This window comes from Aeromonas sp. 84A (genome assembly GCF_051919345.1).
Taxonomy (GTDB): Bacteria; Pseudomonadota; Gammaproteobacteria; order Enterobacterales; family Aeromonadaceae; genus Aeromonas; species Aeromonas veronii.
In genome coordinates this window covers 3,787,805-3,805,349 of the sequence record NZ_JBQBEW010000001.1, presented here as the reverse complement: position 1 = coordinate 3,805,349, position 17,545 = coordinate 3,787,805, and the positions used below count along the sequence as shown (strand labels likewise).

Annotated in this window: 15 protein-coding genes and 1 pseudogene; 13 read left to right on the top strand and 3 right to left on the bottom strand. The window is 61.4% G+C overall.

The genetic code is table 11. The annotated features are described in order from the left end of the window. Nucleotide 1: 1 nt before the first annotated feature. Nucleotides 2-514 carry a MarR family transcriptional regulator gene (locus ACTG20_RS17155; RefSeq protein WP_005349886.1) on the bottom strand — a complete coding sequence of 171 codons (513 nt, stop codon included), beginning with the start codon at nucleotides 512-514 and terminating at the stop codon, nucleotides 2-4. A gap of 299 nt (nucleotides 515-813) precedes the next feature. Between ACTG20_RS17155 and ACTG20_RS17150 the strand changes: the two genes are divergently transcribed. The 5 genes and pseudogenes from ACTG20_RS17150 to ACTG20_RS17130 all read left to right on the top strand — a co-directional run bounded on the left by ACTG20_RS17150 (nucleotide 814) and on the right by ACTG20_RS17130 (nucleotide 6,676). Further along, a complete protein-coding gene (locus ACTG20_RS17150; RefSeq protein ID WP_162838752.1) occupies nucleotides 814-984 on the top strand; it encodes a hypothetical protein in 171 nt (56 codons plus the stop codon). A 517-nt stretch (nucleotides 985-1,501) separates the two neighbouring features. Further along, complete coding sequence (locus ACTG20_RS17145; RefSeq protein WP_194496511.1) at nucleotides 1,502-2,818, top strand: 2-hydroxycarboxylate transporter family protein; 1,317 nt, start codon at nucleotides 1,502-1,504, stop codon at nucleotides 2,816-2,818. Between the two features lie 23 nt (nucleotides 2,819-2,841). Then, complete coding sequence (locus ACTG20_RS17140) at nucleotides 2,842-4,392, top strand: NAD-dependent malic enzyme (RefSeq protein WP_194496510.1); 1,551 nt, start codon at nucleotides 2,842-2,844, stop codon at nucleotides 4,390-4,392. A gap of 17 nt (nucleotides 4,393-4,409) precedes the next feature. Next, nucleotides 4,410-5,978 (top strand): ATP-binding protein, encoded by a 1,569-nt coding sequence (locus tag ACTG20_RS17135; protein ID WP_021229142.1) that lies wholly within the window; start codon nucleotides 4,410-4,412, stop codon nucleotides 5,976-5,978. A 3-nt stretch (nucleotides 5,979-5,981) separates the two neighbouring features. Further along, a pseudogene (locus ACTG20_RS17130) lies at nucleotides 5,982-6,676 on the top strand (response regulator). Nucleotides 6,677-6,752: 76 nt separating this feature from the next. Here ACTG20_RS17130 and ACTG20_RS17125 read toward each other — a convergent pair. Further along, nucleotides 6,753-7,652 (bottom strand): DMT family transporter, encoded by a 900-nt coding sequence (locus ACTG20_RS17125; RefSeq protein WP_439987839.1) that lies wholly within the window; start codon nucleotides 7,650-7,652, stop codon nucleotides 6,753-6,755. 233 nt (nucleotides 7,653-7,885) lie between these two features. Here ACTG20_RS17125 and ACTG20_RS17120 point away from each other — a divergent pair, with 233 nt between their 5' ends. Then, nucleotides 7,886-8,671: a helix-turn-helix transcriptional regulator gene (locus tag ACTG20_RS17120; protein ID WP_194496508.1), complete on the top strand. Its 786-nt coding sequence runs from the start codon at nucleotides 7,886-7,888 to the stop codon at nucleotides 8,669-8,671. 80 nt (nucleotides 8,672-8,751) lie between these two features. Here the strand turns inward: ACTG20_RS17120 and exaC are convergent, their stop codons facing one another. Continuing rightward, nucleotides 8,752-10,269 carry an acetaldehyde dehydrogenase ExaC gene (exaC, locus tag ACTG20_RS17115; RefSeq protein ID WP_194496507.1) on the bottom strand — a complete coding sequence of 506 codons (1,518 nt, stop codon included), beginning with the start codon at nucleotides 10,267-10,269 and terminating at the stop codon, nucleotides 8,752-8,754. A 236-nt stretch (nucleotides 10,270-10,505) separates the two neighbouring features. On the opposite strand from exaC, the gene ACTG20_RS17110 reads away from it, so the two are divergent. From ACTG20_RS17110 to ACTG20_RS17080, 7 genes are all read left to right on the top strand, one after another. Further along, on the top strand, nucleotides 10,506-12,185 hold the full coding sequence (locus tag ACTG20_RS17110; RefSeq protein ID WP_194496506.1) for a sigma-54-dependent Fis family transcriptional regulator: 1,680 nt from the start codon (nucleotides 10,506-10,508) through the stop codon (nucleotides 12,183-12,185). A 128-nt stretch (nucleotides 12,186-12,313) separates the two neighbouring features. Further along, nucleotides 12,314-12,724 carry a VOC family protein gene (locus ACTG20_RS17105; protein ID WP_194496505.1) on the top strand — a complete coding sequence of 137 codons (411 nt, stop codon included), beginning with the start codon at nucleotides 12,314-12,316 and terminating at the stop codon, nucleotides 12,722-12,724. Nucleotides 12,725-12,825: 101 nt separating this feature from the next. Next, nucleotides 12,826-13,515 (top strand): phosphate regulon transcriptional regulator PhoB, encoded by a 690-nt coding sequence (phoB, locus tag ACTG20_RS17100; RefSeq protein WP_005338414.1) that lies wholly within the window; start codon nucleotides 12,826-12,828, stop codon nucleotides 13,513-13,515. Nucleotides 13,516-13,523: 8 nt separating this feature from the next. Further along, nucleotides 13,524-14,819 carry a phosphate regulon sensor histidine kinase PhoR gene (gene phoR, locus ACTG20_RS17095; protein WP_005338413.1) on the top strand — a complete coding sequence of 432 codons (1,296 nt, stop codon included), beginning with the start codon at nucleotides 13,524-13,526 and terminating at the stop codon, nucleotides 14,817-14,819. Nucleotides 14,820-14,997: 178 nt separating this feature from the next. Continuing rightward, nucleotides 14,998-15,972, top strand: coding sequence for a PstS family phosphate ABC transporter substrate-binding protein (locus ACTG20_RS17090; protein ID WP_005338411.1), 975 nt, complete (start codon nucleotides 14,998-15,000; stop codon nucleotides 15,970-15,972). Nucleotides 15,973-16,153: 181 nt separating this feature from the next. Beyond that, complete coding sequence (locus ACTG20_RS17085) at nucleotides 16,154-16,960, top strand: M48 family metallopeptidase (RefSeq protein WP_005338409.1); 807 nt, start codon at nucleotides 16,154-16,156, stop codon at nucleotides 16,958-16,960. Continuing rightward, complete coding sequence (locus tag ACTG20_RS17080) at nucleotides 16,948-17,454, top strand: GNAT family N-acetyltransferase (RefSeq protein ID WP_005338408.1); 507 nt, start codon at nucleotides 16,948-16,950, stop codon at nucleotides 17,452-17,454. The genes ACTG20_RS17085 and ACTG20_RS17080 overlap by 13 nt, the downstream gene beginning before the upstream one ends. Nucleotides 17,455-17,545: the final 91 nt, after the last annotated feature.

Below are 17,545 nucleotides of genomic sequence, written 5' to 3'. Positions count from 1 at the left end.
CTTATTCTCTCTCTGTGTCGGTCTCGGGAGGGCTTGTATCGCCCCCGGCTTGTCGGTCGTGGTGTTGTTCAATTTTGCTGAGGGCGTTGGCCGAGATCCGCTGCACCGTGGCTTCAAACAGTTGCAGGGTCTGCTCGTCGATGCCCCCCAGCAGCTCCCGGCGGATATTCATGATGCGGTCGGCGATCTGATCGAGCAGGGTCTGGCCAGCCGGGGTCACGCAGACGATGCGGGCCCGCTTGTCCTGACTGCAGCAGTGGCGCTCAATCAGTCCCTGCTCTTCCAGCTGGCCCAGGGTGCGCATCAGGGATGGGAGCTCTATCTCGAGGGCTTCGGCCAGGGTCTTCTGGCTGACATGGTTCCCCATGCGGGAGAGTTTCCACAGCGCGGTCCAGCGGGGATGGGTGAGGCCAAGGGGAGCCAGCTCCAGATCGGCGGCAGTACGCCATAGCCGGTGCATCCGCGCTATCTGCTCGGCGAGCGACAGCTCGCGCAACCTTTCCAGATCCGTCATCTTCTCATCCTCAATGTACTTAGCCTGCTAACTATCATACTTGTTTAGCAGGCTAAGTAAATAGTGTGATGCTGATCATGTTTCTGGTCGGATCTTTCGTTGGTGAGGGCGAGCAGCATTCGAGCCCCTGATATTATTCTCGGGGGCTGATCCACTCGAGGCTCTCTTGCCGATTCGGATATTGCGCCGTGAATGGAGGATATCCGGCGATTATTTTCATGAAATTTTCAGCTTCAGTGAGCAGCTCTTTTTTTATCCGCTAATATTGATGGGGTTATAAAACAAGGGGGAAACGGGTTGTGGATGGATATGACAGTGGATGTGTGTATCTGGCAATTGAAGCGCTGTTGAGTGATGGAGAATATGGTGCAGAGTCACACCATGGCGTGAATCGGGAAGGCGCAATCAGAAGTACCGATATCAGTCATGATTTTGACCCCGCCAATATTCCATTGCTGTTGGCAGAATAGACCTGACCGTGTGTGATCCTTGTGAGTTCAAGCCAGTGCTCTGGTATTCGCTGGCTTGACTCATCACTATTTCAATCTCCCCTTTTTGCATCTTTCTTCTCACCATTTTTCATCGTGAGAGCTTCCTGCACGCTGACTCAAACCCTGATGTGGCATGCCGTGGCACTCGCGTCTTGGCGATGACGTTGCCCGCTGATTATCACTCACAGGATCTGTGGCGATAAATGGTCGCAGAGCTTGTCATCTGGCTCTGTTATTTCCCCGAAGGGGGGAGATCATCGCATCGTTATTACTGCTGATCACCAAAATATCCGCCATTATGGTCGCTCGTTTTATCACCCTATTTCCTGACTTGGTCGGGTATCGTATGTCTGGTGTTCTATTGTGCAGCACACGTTGGCGGGACCATGATGTTTAAGTTTTTAATGTTTTTATATGGCTTTGCAGTCTGGCTAACCGACAGGGGCGAGGGGGATCAATAAAGTAGCGGCCACAATCACACGCAGAGTACATAACAATGAAAAACCTCTCCCCCCTACAAACCACACAAGAAAAGGCCGCCTTTATGGGCGGCCAACAAATTGCCGGTATGCCGCTCTTTATATTTCTGGGGCTGGCGACCTGCGTTCTCTTTTCCGGCTGGAATGGCTCGTTGCCGCTCGGCATGGTCGGTGCGCTGGCACTGATGTTTGTGCTGGGCACCCTGCTGACCGAGCTGGGGGAGCGGATCATGCCGATCCGTGAATATCTGGGGGGTGGCACCATCCTCGCCATCTTTGGCGGCGCCGCCCTGTTCGAATACCAGCTGCTGCCGGTGCAGGCGGGGCAGGTCATCACCAACTTCATGAAGGAGGGAGGCTTTCTCAACTTCTTTATCGCCAGTCTGGTGACTGGCTCCGTGTTTGGCATGAGCGGCGCTTTGCTGAAAAATGCCGCCATGCGCTACCTGCCGGTCATTCTTGGCGGCGTGGCGCTGGCACTGCTGAGCGTGGGGCTGGTCGGCTCCCTGATGGGGTATGGCTTCAAGAATGCGGTGCTGCTGATCGGCCTGCCGATCATGGGGGGTGGCATGGGGGCTGGCGCGGTGCCTCTGGTGGAGATCCTCTCCGGCCCCATGCAGATGTCCAGTGCGGATCTCTTGTCACGCATGGTACCGGCGGTGGTGATCGCCAATACCCTGGCCATTCTGGTGGGCTCCCTGCTGGCGCGGCTCGGTCGCCGTTACCCCTCCCTGACCGGCAACGGCAAGCTGATGGTTAAAGAGAGTAGCCAGAGCATTGCCGATGAGCAGGCCGAAGCACCGACCCTGCAGAGTCTTGGCATGGGCCTTTTCATCAGCTCCAGCATGTTTGTGCTGGGCTCCCTGCTTGGCAACTTTATCCCCATGCACCCCTTTGCCCTGATGATTTTAGCGGTCGCTTTTATCAAGGTGAGCGGCCTGCTGCCGCGCCGCTATGAGCAGGCGGCGGCCGACTGGTATCAGTTTGTGGTGAGCAACCTCACTCCCTCCCTGCTGGTGGGGATCGGCGTCGCCTATACCAGTATTCCCGAGCTGATCAGCGCCTTCTCCATCAGCTACTTCGTGCTGGTCATGGTCACCGTGATTGGCGGCGCCCTCGGCGCGGCGCTGGTGGGCCGGATGATCGGTTTCTATCCCATCGAGGCGGCCATCACCGGCGGACTTTGTATGGCCAACATGGGCGGCACCGGCGACGTAGCCGTGCTCTCGGCGGCCCAGCGCATGAAGCTGATGCCCTTTGCCCAGATCTCCTCCCGTCTTGGTGGCGCCGTGATGCTGATCCTGGCTACTGCTCTTATCTCCCTGTTCGCCTGATACCGGATTGAGGAACAAACAAAATGAACGACATCATGATGGGCACCAGCCTGCCCTATGCAGAACGCAAGCGTCAGGGGGTGCGGGGTCGCATGCCCCACAAGGAGGAGTCCCTCTCCCAGCAGCGGCGCCGGATCTACCGATTGGTCAGCGCCATGCAGAGTCCGTTTGACCAGCATCTGCTGCTGCGCCAGCTGCAAGAGGACAACCCTGTGCTGTTCTACGATCTGGTGCGCCACCACCTGCCGGAGCTGCTGCCGATCATCTACACCCCGGTGGTGGGGGAGGCGTGCCAGCGCCACAGCGATCTCTATCTGCGCAGTCACGGCCTCTACCTCTCCTGGCACGACCGGGATGATCTTGACGACATCCTCGAGTCGGTGGAGCAGGAGGTGGACGTGATCGTCATCTCCGACGGTGAGCGGGTGCTGGGGCTTGGCGATCTCGGTATCGGCGGCATGGGGATCTGTATCGGCAAGCTGGCGCTCTACTCCGCTGCTGGCGGCATCAATCCGGCGCGCACCCTGCCGCTCTGTGTCGATGTAGGCACCAACAACCCCGAGCTGCTGGAGGATGACTCCTACCTCGGCTGGCAATCCCCGCGCATTGACGGCGAGAGCTATTACCACTTCATGGACAAGGTGGTGGCCGCCATTCGCAAGCGCTGGCCCCAGGTGGTGCTGCAGTTTGAAGACTTTGCCGGCAAGCATGCCGCCAACCTGCTGACCCGTTATCGGGACGAGCTCTGCATGTTCAACGACGATATTCAGGGCACGGCGGCGGTCGCTTCTGCCTGCGTGCTGGCCGGGTTGCAGCAGGCGGGTACCGCCCTGTGCGATACCCCGGTGCTGATCGTCGGCGCGGGTTCTGCCGGTTGTGGCATCGCCGCCATGCTGGCCCAGCTGGCGGGGAGTCACAACGGCGTCTGGCTGTTTGATCAGGATGGGGTGGTCTGCGCCGATCGTCCCAACCTGACTCGTGCCCAACAGCCGTTTGCCCGCGCCGTTGAGGAGGGGAACAGTTCGCTGTTGGAGACCATCCGTCAGGTGCGCCCGGCTGTGCTGATCGGGGTGAGCGGTCAGGGCGGCCTCTTTACTGGCGAGGTGCTGCAGGCGATGGGGGAGGTGTGCGATCAGCCGGTGATCCTGCCACTCTCCAACCCGACCCGCAGTGCCGAGGCCACCCCCGAGCAGGTGTGGGCCGCCACAGATGGCCGCGCTTTGCTGGCCACCGGCAGCCCCTTTGCGCCGGTGACGGTGGCCGGGGAGCGGCGGGTAGTCTCCCAGTGCAACAACGTCTATGTCTTCCCGGGGATCGGTCTCGGAGCCTGCGCGGTCAAGGCGAGCCGCATCAGCGATGGCATGTTGCTGGCCGCGGTGCGGGCAGTTGGCGCCTATCCGCTGGTGGCGGGTCGGCTGTTGCCCCCCATCGAGCAGGTGGGAGAGGTGGCCCGCGCCGTCGCCAGAGCGGTGGCACTCTGTGCCCGCGAGGAGGGGTTGGCCGATTTTGTCGGCGATCCGGCACCTTTGATTGACCAGACCTGGTGGCATCCGCACTATTGGGCAGCGTCCTGACGTTTTAAGGTATGTGCATGAAACTTCGCCACCAGTTGGTCACCCTTTCTCTTGGGCTCTCCCTGCTGCTGATCCTCATTCTGGGCAGCCTGCTGGCCCTCTTTATCCGCCATCTGCTGGAGAGCAATCTGCAGGATAAGGGGAGCGATCTGGCACGGGTCATGGCGGCGGATACCCGGGTGGTCGAAGCTCTGCGTCAGGGCAGTGATCCTACCCTGCGCGACTACGTGGAGGCCGTCTGCAACCGCACCGACGCCACCTATATGGTGGTGACCGACGAGCATGGTCGCCGCCTCAGCCACCCCAACCCCGAGCTGGTGGGGCAGAAGTTTCGCGGCGAGGATATCTGGCCCGCGCTGCAGGAGCGGCGCAGCTACTGCTCCAAGGATCGGGGCACCATGGGGCCGGCGATCCGCTGCTTCTCCCCGGTGGTGGGCGGTGACGGGCGCGTCATGGGGGCCGTGGTGGTGGGCTACCTGATGCAGCAGGTGGAGGGCATCTATATGGAGCGGGTGGCCCTGCTCATCAGCGCCATAGTAGCGGTGCTGGGGTGCGGCCTGCTGCTGGCACTCTGGGTGCAATACCTGCTGCGCAAGACCCTGCTCGATCTGGAGCCGGAGGCGATCGTGCGCCGCTTCACCCTGCAGGATCTGGTGCTGGAGCACATCACCGAAGGGGTGATCGCCCTCGATGGCCGCGGCAACATCAACATGATCAACAGCACCGCCAGCTATCAGCTGCGGCTGCCGGTTACCGGGCGCCATGCCCTGCAGGGGCAGTCGCTGGCGGAGCTGGTGCCACCCCTTGCCCCCTGTCTGGAGCAGGAGGGTGGGGAAGTGAGCTTCACTATTCAGGGGGAGTCCTTCGTCGGCCGCTGGCAGGCGGTGCAGGGCAAGGCACCGGGGCGGCTGCTGATCTTCAGCCGCCCAGAGGTGGCTGCCAGTCTGGGGGTGCAGGTGACCCACCTGCGCCAGTATGCCGAGATGCTGCGGATGCAGAGCCACGAGTTCGCCAACAAGCTGAGCAGCCTCTCCGGCCTGTTGCAGCTGGGCCATGTGGATCAGGCGGTGGAGCTGATCCAGCAGGAGAACGAAGCGTGCCAGACCATGCTGCAGGAGCTGCTGCGGCTGATCGACAACAAGCCGGTGGCGGGGCTTATTCTCGGCAAGTTCAGCCGGGCTCGCGAGCTGGGGGTGACCCTGGAACTCGATCCCGATTCGGCGCTGGCGGAGTATCCGGCCTCGGTCTCGGCCGATCTCATCACCCTCATTGGCAACCTGCTGGACAACGGCCTGCAGGCGGCCTGGCGCAACCGCCAGCAGCGGCCGCCGCGGGTGCTGCTGTCCCTGTGCGATGTGGGGCGGCGACTGGTGATCGAAGTGGAGGATAGCGGTGAGGGGGTCGACGAGGAGCTGGCCGATCACCTGTTCGATTACGGGGTGAGTCGCCAGAGCGGCGATCACGGGGTGGGTCTGTTCCTGGTCAAGGAGACCGTGGGTCGGCACGAGGGTGTGATAGAATGGCGGCGAACCGCCGAGCAGACCACCCTGTTTGGTATCTACTTGAATAAAAACCAATTAATGTGAGCCATGGACCCAATAATCACGCTTGTTATTGAAGATGACGATCGGATCGGTGCCATCTTGTCAGAACTGGTGGCGGCGACCCCCGGTTTCTCCCTGCTGGGGCGGGCCGGCACCCTGGCCCAAGCCGATGCCATGATGGCCGGTGTGGTGCCCCAACTGCTGCTGGTGGATGTCTCCCTGCCCGATGGCTCCGGCCTTGAGTGGGTGAGCCGCCTGCGCAGCCACAACCGCGAAGCCTACGTCATCATGGTGACTGCCTCGCGGGATGTGGAGACCATCCAGCAGGCCCTCAACCTGGGGGTTCATGACTACGTCATCAAACCATTGCGGCTGTTTCGCATCCAGCAGAGTCTGGACGAGATCCTGCAACTGCACAGTCGCCTCTGCGAGCGGGGTCGGCTGGAGCAGGAAGATCTCGACAAGCTGTTGGGCAAGGGAGGCGCTCCCAGATCAAGGAGATGCGCGTCACTCCCAAGGGGATCGACAGCATCACCCTGCGTCAGGTGCTGGATCTGCTGGCGGGCGAGCCGGAGAGCGTCTTCTCCACCGACACGGTGGCGCTGCGACTCTCCCTCAGCCGCACCACGGCGCGCCGCTATCTGGAATATCTGGAGTCGGAAGATCGGGTAGATGTTGATCTCAACTACGGTCAGCGGGGGCGGCCGGAGCGGCGCTACCGCTGGCGCCGGGCCGGTTGAGATGCGCACTGGCGTGTATTGCAGAAACAACAAGGGAGCCATGGGCTCCCTTGTTGTTTCCGGACGATGTTGGTTCTCAGGCTGCTTCCCGTTCGGCTACCGGCGCACGCCCCTTCAGCTGGGAGGTCATCACCCCGCCCAGGATCAGCCCGCCACCCAGCAGGTGGTAGCCATGGATCGGTTCCCCCAGGCCGACGACGGCGATCAGCGCCGTACAGAGCGGCATCAGGTTCATAAAGACCGATGTGCGCTCGGCGCCCATGCAGGCGAGGCCGCGCATCCAGCAGTAAGCCGCCAGCAGGGAGGAGGCGAGCCCGGCGAAGAGCACCAGTCCCCACCCTTCGGCCGGCACCGCCATCGAGTCGGCGCTGAGAGCGAGCGGTACCAGCAGCAGTACGGCCAGCAGGATCTGCATGTAGAGGTTGAGCCAGGGGCCAAACGGCAGGAGCCAGCGGCGGATCAATAGGCCGTAAAGGGCGTAGCTGGCGGACCCCAGCAACATCATGCCATCCCCCGGGTTGATGCCGTTATGGAGCAGGGCGAGCGGCTCGCCCTTGCCAAGCAGCCAGAGCACCCCGAACAGGGAGAGACTCATGCCGAGCAGTGCCTGTTTGCCGGGACGCTGGCCGAAGAAGAGCACCCCTTGCAGCAGGGTGAGCAGCGGAATGAGGGAGCCGATCACCCCCATATTGGTGGCCGAAGTGCTGTGGGCGGCGTAGTAGGCCAGACACTGGTAGAGCACCATACCGAGCGCCGCCAGCACCAGCAGCTTGCCGAGCCAGGGGCGAACCTCGCTACGGCGGCGCCACAGCTGCGGCAGGCAGAAGGGTGTCAGTGCCAGAGCGGCGATCACCCAGCGATAGAAGGAGATAGCCGCGGGGTCGAGCACGCTGGCGGCCGCCTTGGACACCACGGTATTGGTAGCCCAGATCAGCACAGCCATCAGCGGAAAGAGAAGAGGGGAAAAGATTCGCATCAGAGGCTCCTTATTAACAGGGGGCCAAGTCTACCCTTGTCTTTATATTATCAAGTAGCGTAAAACAGACAGATGACCCAGCAGAAAAGACAACTCTTTCTGATGTACCTTATTCCGGCCCACACGGGCTGCGTTTGCTCGCAACTGATGGTTGCTTTTGACCTGTGCCGGAGACCGAGCCAACAGGGCGTTGCATCACGCCTGCTCCTCTCTCTCGCTGACAAGGGGCGCTGATGGCCACTCACCAGTTTCAGCCGGTAGATGTGGTTCTGCCCGCTCCCAATCCGCTCTATTTCAGTTACCAGCAGATGCTGGCCGACAGCGCGACCGTGCTGCACTCCCACCCCTGGGGCCAGCTCAATATGATCAGCCTGGGGATCATGGAGATAGAGCTGGGGGATCAGCGACTGGTGGCCCCTGCCGACTACCTTATCTGGGTACCGGCGGATCTCGAGCACACCTCCTACAACGAGCAGACCCTCGACTACACCTCCATCTACGTCAGCCACGAGCTGGCGGCCAAGCTGCCGCCAGAGCCCAGATTGCTGCTGCTCACCCCGCTGATCCGCGCCCTGCTGAGCGACTTTTGCGAACGGCGGGTGAGCCATATGGCGGATGAGTGGGATCAGCGTCAGGCCGAGTTGCTGGTGGAGCGACTGGCGCGGACCCGTTGTCAGGAGAGCTACCTGCCGATGAGTCAGGACAAGCTGCTGGCTCCCATGCTGGCGGCGTTGCACAGCGATCCTGCCGATCCCCGTACTCTGGCCCAGTGGGCCGGACAACTGCACACCACAGAGCGCACCCTGGCGCGGCGCTACCTGCGGGAGCTGGGGATGAGCTTCGGTCAGTGGCGGGCGCGGCTGCGGTTGCTCAAGGCGCTGGCCTGGCTCAAGGGGGACATGCCCATTCAGGAGATTAGCTGGCGGCTCGGTTACGGCTCCACCTCGGCCTTTATCGCCATGTTCAACCGGGAGCTGGGCTGCTCCCCCCAGCGTTATCGCCTACAGTCGGGCAGATAACAAATCGCCGGACATGTCATCTGGTGAAGCAAAACAAGAAGGGCGCTCGCAGGCGCCCTTTCTGATGACATCCGCTTGCGCTAGAAGAAGCCGAGCGGGTTGATGTCGTGACTCACCAACAGGTTCTTGGTGTTCTGGTAGTGGTCCAGCATCATCTTGTGGGTCTCGCGCCCGATCCCCGACTTCTTGTAACCGCCAAAGGCGGCGTGTGCCGGGTAGGCGTGGTAGCAGTTGACCCAGACCCGGCCAGCCTGAATGCCACGCCCCATGCGCCAGGCCAGATTGCTGTCGCGGGTCCACAGGCCTGCTCCCAACCCGTACTGGGTGTCGTTGGCAATGGCCAGAGCATCCGCCTCGTCCTTGAAGGTGGTGACCCCGAGCGCTGGTCCGAAGATCTCCTCCTGGAACACCCGCATCTTGTTCTGGCCGGAGAAGATGGTGGGCTGGATGTAGAATCCCCCCTCCAGTCCGCTCACCTTGGCCGGGGCGCCGCCGATCAGCATCTTGGCCCCTTCGCCGCGGCCGATCTCCATGTAGCCCAGGATCTTGTCGAACTGCTCGCGAGACGCCTGCGCTCCCACCTGAGTGGCGGTATCGAGGGGGTTGCCCTGCACTATGGTGCGAGCACGGGCCAGCACCCTGTCCATGAAGTCGTCATAGATGCTGGCCTGCACCAGCGCGCGGGAGGGACAGGTACACACTTCCCCCTGGTTGAAGAAGGTCATCAGCATCCCTTCTACCGCCTTGTCGATGTAGCTGCTCTCGTGCTGCATCACGTCGGCGAAGTAGATATTGGGGGACTTGCCCCCCAGCTCCACGGTGGAGGGGATCAGCTTGTCGGCTGCGCAGCGCAGGATATGGGCGCCCACTTCGGTCGAACCGGTAAAGGCCAGTTTCTGGATCCGGTTGCTGGTGGCCAGCGCCTGACCTGCCTCGGCGCCGAAGCCGTTGACCACGTTGACTACGCCGGGGGGCAGGATGTCCTTGATGAGATCCATCATCAGCATGATGGTGACCGGGGTCTGCTCGGCGGGCTTGAGCACGCTGCAGCAACCCGCCGCCAGCACAGGAGCAAGCTTCCAGGCGGCCATCAGCAGCGGGAAGTTCCACGGGATGATCTGGCCGACCACGCCGATGGGCTCCTTGAAGTGGTAGCTGACGGTGTTCTGATCCAGCTCGGCGGCCGAGCCCTCCTGAGCACGAATGCAGCCAGCGAAGTAGCGGAAGTGATCCACCACCAGCGGCAGGTCGGCGGCCAGGGTTTCACGCACTGCCTTGCCGTTCTCCCAGGTTTCGGCGATGGCGAGCCGTTCGATGTTTTGCTCGATGCGATCGGCGATGCGCAGCAACAGGTTGCTGCGCTCGGTGACGCTGGTCTTGCTCCAGCTGGAGAACGCTTTGTGGGCGGCATCCAGCGCCAGCTCGATATCGGCGGCGTCGGAGCGGGCGACCTCGCAGAATACTTTGCCATCCACTGGCGAGATGTTTTCAAAGTAGCGGCCGGCGCGAGGTGCCACCCACTCACCACCGATGAAGTTGTCGTAACGGGACTTGAAGCTGACCAGGGCACCTGCCTGACCGGGAGCGGTATAAATCATCTCATCATCCTTTATGTGTGTGATCCTGACCGGACTGGTTGACAGACCGGTTGCCAGCTGATATCGCAAGGGGCGTGCCAAAGGGTCTGACCAGCAGGTAGAAGGTTACAAAAACGTTATCAAATGGGGTGTGGCGGCGTATCTTGGTTAACCAATGACCACGGCTATTGCGATAAAACTGTACCGTTTCTGGACAGTGGCCGAGACAGTCGTGCTGTTTGTGAACAGGAGGCGTGATGAGTGAGTCACTTCAACCCGGTCCCGGTCCGATCCAGCGTTCCTGGCAGCGTTGCCTGCATCAGGGGCTGAGCCGCCAGCAGAGCGCTGATCTGGACTTGCTGCCCCAAGGGGAGCTGTCGGCCCGTCAGGAGCAGCACAGGGCGCTGATCGCCTGCTTCCAGCGCTTCGTGCTGCCGCTGTTTGCCCAGCTGCTGGCGGGTCGCCCCTGTCGCCTGTTGTTGTGTGACGGTGAGGGGGCCATTCTGGCCGCCAGTGGTGATGAGGGGTTCGCCCGCCATGCCGAGCGTATCTTTTTGCGCAGTGGCGCCCGCTGGGGGGAGGCGAGCAAGGGCACCAACGCCATCGGTACCGCGCTGGCCGAACAGAGCGAAGTGCAGGTGCTCGGCAATCAGCACTTCTTCGCCCAGCACAGCTTCCTCAGTTGCAGCGCTTGCCCGTTGCTCGGGCCGGATGGGCAATTGCTCGGGGTTCTCGATATCTCCACCGATGCGGCCCATCACGATGGCGACATGCTGGGCACGGTGCGGCTGCTGGCCATGACCCTCGAAAACGCACTATTGGCGCGTCAGCCGGGCTGGCTGGTGGATCTCGAGCCCCAGAGTCTCTGGTCCGCTCGCCTGTTGCTGGGAGAGGAGGGGGAGCTGCTCGGCGCCAACCGGGCAGGCCGACTTTGGCTCGGCCAGCACCCTTTCGATGGCAGGCAACTGCTGCGCGAGGGGCGTGGCTTGCGGCTGGTGCCAGAAGCGGACGCGACACCTTCCCGCGCCGTGCTGCCGGGTCACCCAAGCCCGGTGCCACATCCGCAGCAGGTGCCGCTCAAGATGCTGGAGCGCGGCATTTCGCTGCTTATCGAGGGGGAGACCGGCAGCGGCAAGGAGCATCTGGTGCGGGCCCTGCACCGAGCATCGAGTCGGCGGGAGCAGCCACTGGTGTGCGTCAACTGTGGCGCGTTACCAGCAGATCTGGTGGAAGCCGAGCTGTTTGGGTATGTGGGCGGGGCCTTCAGCGGTGCCCGCAGCCAGGGCAGTCAGGGTTATCTGCGCGCAGCCCATGGCGGCATGCTGATGCTCGATGAAATTGGCGAACTGCCGCTGCAGGCTCAAACCCGACTGCTGCGGGTATTGCAGGAACGCAGCGTGACGCCGGTTGGCAGTCACAAGTCGGAGGCGGTGGATTTCTGGCTGGTCAGTGCCAGCCACCGGGATCTGGCGGCCATGGTGCAGAGTGGCGCATTTCGCGAAGACCTCTATTACCGGATCTGCGGCTGGCGCCAGCAGCTGATGCCGCTGCGCCGTTGGCCTGCCGCTGAGCGTCTGGAGCTGATCCAGCGACTGTTGGCGGAGATGGACCCGACCCTGCGTCTGACCCGCGATGCTGAGCAACAGCTGTTGGCCCATCCGCTGCCCGGCAACGTGCGCCAGCTCAAGCAGGCACTGGAAGTGGCCTGTGTGCTGGCAGAGGGGTTGGGTTGGATAGAACCCGCCCACCTGCATCTGCCCAGTGTGGCCACAGAGCCCGGCGCCTTGCCGATGGGGGAGGCGACCAGCTTGCGTGAACAAACCCGGCGGCAGGTACAGCAAACGCTGGCGGCATGCGGCGGCAACGTGAGCGAGGCGGCGCGCCAGCTCGGCATCAGCCGCACTACCCTCTACCGGACGCTGCGCGAAGCCCCTTGAGTGCTCACCCCCCTCACCGGTTGTTTTCAAGACGCACATGACGGCTGGAGCCCTGCCCATGCAGCCGCTATGATGCGCCCTTGCCGGGGCATTGCGCCCGTTGACTCATCCGTTGAGGATTTTCTGCCATGTCACAACATATAGGGGCGCTGACGCTGCTGGTGGCTGATTACGATCAGGCCATTCGCTTTTTTACCGAGGGACTTGGCTTTGCGCTCCTGGAGGACACTCGGCTCGATGAACCGGGCAAACCGGGCAAGCGCTGGGTGCGGGTTGCCCCCAAAGGAGCCTCCGGTTCTGCACTGCTGCTGGCACAAGCGGCTAATGCGCAGCAGCAGGCCGCCATCGGCCAGCAGGGCGGTGGCCGGGTATTCCTGTTCCTCGAGACCACTGATTTCTGGAGGGATTACCAGCGCATGCAGGCGTACGGTGTTCATTTTTGTGAACAGCCCCGTGACGAGCCTTATGGCACCGTGGTGGTGTTTGAGGATATCAGCGGCAACCGGTGGGACTTGTTGCAACGTACTGCTGCCAACTGAATCTGAAAACGTTTATCATCCCGCCTGTCATAAAGTCATAAAAGTGTCACAGAAAATTCTAATAATTGGCGCACCCATCTTCACAGAGGAGAGAGAAGGGAATGGCTAAGCGAATTCTGGTGGTCGAGGACGAAGCACCGATCCGCGAAATGCTCTGCTTCGTGTTGGAGCAGAAGGGATATGAGACGATTGAAGCGGAAGATTACGCCGATGGACTGGCGAAGGTGCGCGAACCCTACCCCGAACTCATCGTGCTCGACTGGATGATGCCGGGCGGCAGTGGCATCCAGTTTATCAAGCAGCTCAAGCAGGATGAGGTGACGCGCCAGATCCCGGTGGTGATGCTCACCGCCCGCGGTGAAGAGGAGGACAAGGTGCGTGGTCTGGAGGCTGGAGCCGACGACTATATCACCAAGCCGTTCTCGCCCAAGGAGTTGACCGCTCGCCTCCATGCGGTGATGCGCCGCGTGTCGCCCACCTCGGTGGACGAGGTGATCGAGGTGCAGGGGCTGAAACTCGATCCTGTCTCCCACCGGGTCAGTGCCGAAGAGAAGGCGCTCGACATGGGGCCGACCGAATTCAAGCTGCTTCACTTCTTCATGACTCACCCCGAGCGGGTCTACAGCCGTGAACAGCTGCTCAATAATGTCTGGGGTACCAATGTGTACGTCGAGGACAGAACCGTGGATGTGCATATTCGTCGCTTGCGTAAGGCGATTGAAGAGACAGGGCACGACAGATTGATCCAGACGGTGCGTGGAGCCGGATACCGCTTCTCAACCCGTCTCTAGAGGCAGTTATGTTGCAACCTTACGCCTGGCGGCGACAGTTGTGGCGAATGGCGTTTTTTTACGCCCCCTTCGCATTGGTTGGCTGGTTGATTGATCATCTTGCCCTCTGCCTGTTGGTGGCGGCCGTGTTGCATCTGGGCTGGCACTATCGCTTCCAGAAGCGGCTCTCTGACTGGCTGTGGCACGACCGCAGCCTGGTGCCCCCCAGCGGCAATGGCAGCTGGGAGTACATCTTCAACGGTATCTACAAGCTGCAGCAGCGTCACCGAGCCCGTCGCCGCGAGCTGGCGGGGCTGATCCGCCGCTTCCGGGAGGGGGCCGAGGCGCTGCCCGATGCCGCCGTGGTGTTTCGCACCGATGGCAGCATCCTCTGGTGCAACCGGCTGGCGGAGCAACTGCTCGGTTTTCGCTGGCCGGAGGATGCCGGCCAGCATATCGGCAACCTCATTCGCAATCCTGCCTTTAACGCCTATCTGGGTAAGGGGGCGTATGACGAGCCCCTCGAGATGCACTCCCCGGTCAATGAGGAGAAGTTTCTCGAGTTTCGTATCATGCCCTATGCCTCTGATCAGGCGATGCTGGTGGTGCGGGATGTCACTCGCTTGCGCAGTCTAGAGAAGACCCGCAAGCACTTCGTTTCCAACGTCTCCCACGAGCTGCGTACCCCGCTGACCGTGCTCAAGGGCTATCTGGAGATGACTGAAGAGCCGCCCCCGCCCGCCATGTGGGCCAAGGCGCATCGGGTGATGATGGAGCAGACCATCCGGATGGATAATCTGGTCAATCAGCTGCTCACCCTCTCCCGTATCGAGGCGGCCCCGACCGTGGATCTCTCCCATCTGGTGGACATGCCTGCCATGCTGGGGCTGCTGGAGCAGGAGGCGCGGGCGCTCTCGGGCGAACGGGCCCACCAGCTCGAATTTGTGGTGCAGCCCAATCTGCTGGTGCGCGGGGATCAGGAGCAGCTGCGCAGTGCGGTCTCCAACCTGGTCTATAACGCCATCCACTACACCCCGGCGGGGCGAAAAATTACCGTGGAGTGGCGCAAGCAGGGGGCGATGGCGCTGTTTGCCGTGAGCGATGAAGGGGAGGGGATTGCTCCCGAGCATCTGGCGCGGCTGACCGAGCGGTTCTATCGGGTCGACAAGGCACGCTCGCGCCACACCGGCGGCTCAGGCTTGGGCCTTGCCATCGTCAAGCATGCCCTCAGTCATCATGACTGCCAGCTCGATATCGAGAGCCGGGTCGGCCTTGGCAGCCGCTTCAGCTTTCTCATCCCGAGCCGTATGGTGGTGATTAAATAGTCTTTTATGGCAATGAGTTAGCTGCAAAAAGAGGGCCTTTGAACGGGCCCTCTTTTCATTTGTTCAAATCTGTCGCCATGTCATTAAAGTGTCACATTAAATCCATAAATTTGTCACTGCCAGGTCAGATACTGGCGCCGTCTTAAGAACGGACCTTCTGTAACTTTGGAGAGATTGGATGAAACTCAACAAACTGGCTGGTGTAATCGGATTCACCGCAGCAACCCTGTTTTCTGTCAGCGCCCTGGCTGCCGGTGTGGATAAAGACCTGCCGGATTACACACCGACCAGCGGCATTTCGGGCAACCTGTCCTCTGTCGGCTCGGACACCCTGGCCAACATGATGACCCTGTGGGCCGAAGAATTTAAGCGCTTGTACCCCAACGTCAACGTGCAGATCCAGGCCGCCGGTTCTTCTACCGCCCCGACTGCCCTGACCGAAGGTGTTGCCCAGTTCGGTCCGATGAGCCGTGCCATGAAGGCCGGTGAAGAGGAAGCATTCGAGAAGCGTTACGGCTACAAGCCGACTGCCATCCGCGTTGCAGTCGATGCCCTGGCGGTGTTCGTCAACAAGGACAACCCCATCAAGGGGCTGACCATGCCGCAGATCGATGCCATCTTCTCCAGCACCCTCAAGTGCGGCGAAGCCAAGGCTGCCACCAAGTGGTCTGATCTGGGTCTGGATGGCAACTGGTCCTCTAAGGACCTGCAACTGTTCGGTCGCAACTCCGTATCCGGTACCTACGGTTACTTCAAGGAGCACGCCCTGTGTAACGGCGACTTCAAGAGCGGCGTGAACGAGCAGCCGGGTTCTGCTTCCGTGGTGCAGTCTGTTTCTGCCTCCCTGAATGGCATCGGCTACTCCGGTATCGGTTATGTCACCTCCGGCGTGCGTGCAGTACCGCTCTCCAAAGATGGCAAGACCTTCATCGAAGCGACCTCCGATAACGCCATCACCGGCAAGTATCCGCTGTCACGCTTCCTGTACGTTTACGTGAACAAGCATCCGAACAAGCCGCTCTCCCCGATGGAGCAAGAGTTCGTCAAGATGATGCTCTCCAAAGCAGGCCAGAACATCGTTGCCAAAGATGGCTACGTGCCGGTGCCGGCCAAGGTGGTACAGGCTGACCTGAAAAAGCTGGGGATCATGTAACTGCCTGCAGTCAGCATGCCCTGATAAAACGAGCCCCAAGCGGGCTCGTTTTGTTTTTGTCGGCTGTCAGTTTTGTTAATAGCGCTGGATGGATATTTTTCCGCCAGCCGGGGGCTGGCTCCCTTGCTTAGCAGGGCGGCATTTCCGAGAATAGGGCAACGTTATGGCAAAGGATCCCTTCATGATTGCGTCCCTCACCAAGTTTGGCATGGTAGCCCTCTGTAGTTCCCTGCTGGTCGCCTGCGCCCAGTCGCCGACCGGCCGCAGCCAGATGCTGCTCTACTCTCCCCAGCAGATGAACCAGCTGGGCGCCGACTCCTTCGAGCAGATGAAGAAGCAGGAGAAGGTGAGCAAGGATGCAAAACTCAACGCCTATGTCTCCTGTGTCGCCAAGGCGGTGACCGCCCAGGTGCCGGCCAGCTATGGCATCACCAACTGGGAAGTGGTGGTGTTTGACTCCAAACAGGTCAACGCCTTCGCCCTGCCCGGCGGCAAGATCGGGGTCTACAGTGGCTTGCTCAAGGTGGCCAAGAATCAGGATCAGCTGGCGACCGTCATCGGTCACGAGCTGACTCACGTACTGGCCCAGCACTCCAACGAGCGACTCTCGCGCAGCCAGCTGGCGGGGATCGGTCTGGCGGCTGCGGACATTGCCATGGGCACCAGCGAGTACCGCGGCGCCACCATGGCCGCCCTTGGCCTCGGGGTCGAGGTGGGGGTGATGTTGCCCTATGGCCGAACTCAGGAGAGCGAAGCGGATCGGCTGGGGCTTGAGCTGATGGCGCGCGCCGGGTTCAATCCGGCCGAGGCAATCCCCCTGTGGCAAAACATGAGTGCCGCCGCCGGTGGCAACACGCCGCCGCAACTGCTCTCCACCCACCCGAGCAACGAGAACCGGATCGCCGAGTTGCAGGCGCAACAGGCGCAAGTGCTGCCGCTCTATGAGCAAGCCCGCGCCAACGGTCTGGTGCCCCAATGCAAGGCATAAGCCTGCGCATGGCGCGCAGCGACGATGCCGCCGCCATGACGGTGATGCAGCGAGCCAGCTGGCTCGCTGCCTATGGCCAGGTGCTCGGTGCCGACCTGCTGGAGCAGCTGGACGTCACCGCCCATCTGCAGATTTGGCAGAGCCGTCTGGCCGAGCCGGGCCCAAGGCCCATGCTGCTTTGTCTCGATGAGGTGGTGATTGGCCTGCTCTACTGGCAACCACAGCAGGAAGCGGGACAGAGTCATGCCCTGATCCGCGCTTTTTACCTCCATCCCGACCACTGGCGACAAGGTTATGGTAAACGGCTGTGGCAGGCGGTGGCGATGCAGATGCGCCGCGCCGGTTGCCATAGCGTCAAATTGTGGCTGCTCGATGGCAACCACATCGGCGAGGGGTTCTACCTGCGCCGTGGCTTCGTCTTTGATGGCGAGGAGCGCACCCTGATAAGCCTCGGGCAGCCCTGCCTGCAGCGACAAATGAGCCGTTTGCTCTGATCACTCTCCCGTTTTTCGCCTTCGGTCACTTTATTTTTTTTGCGAATTAATACAATGTCCCCCTTGGAACAGAGTTGGATAAACACGGGCT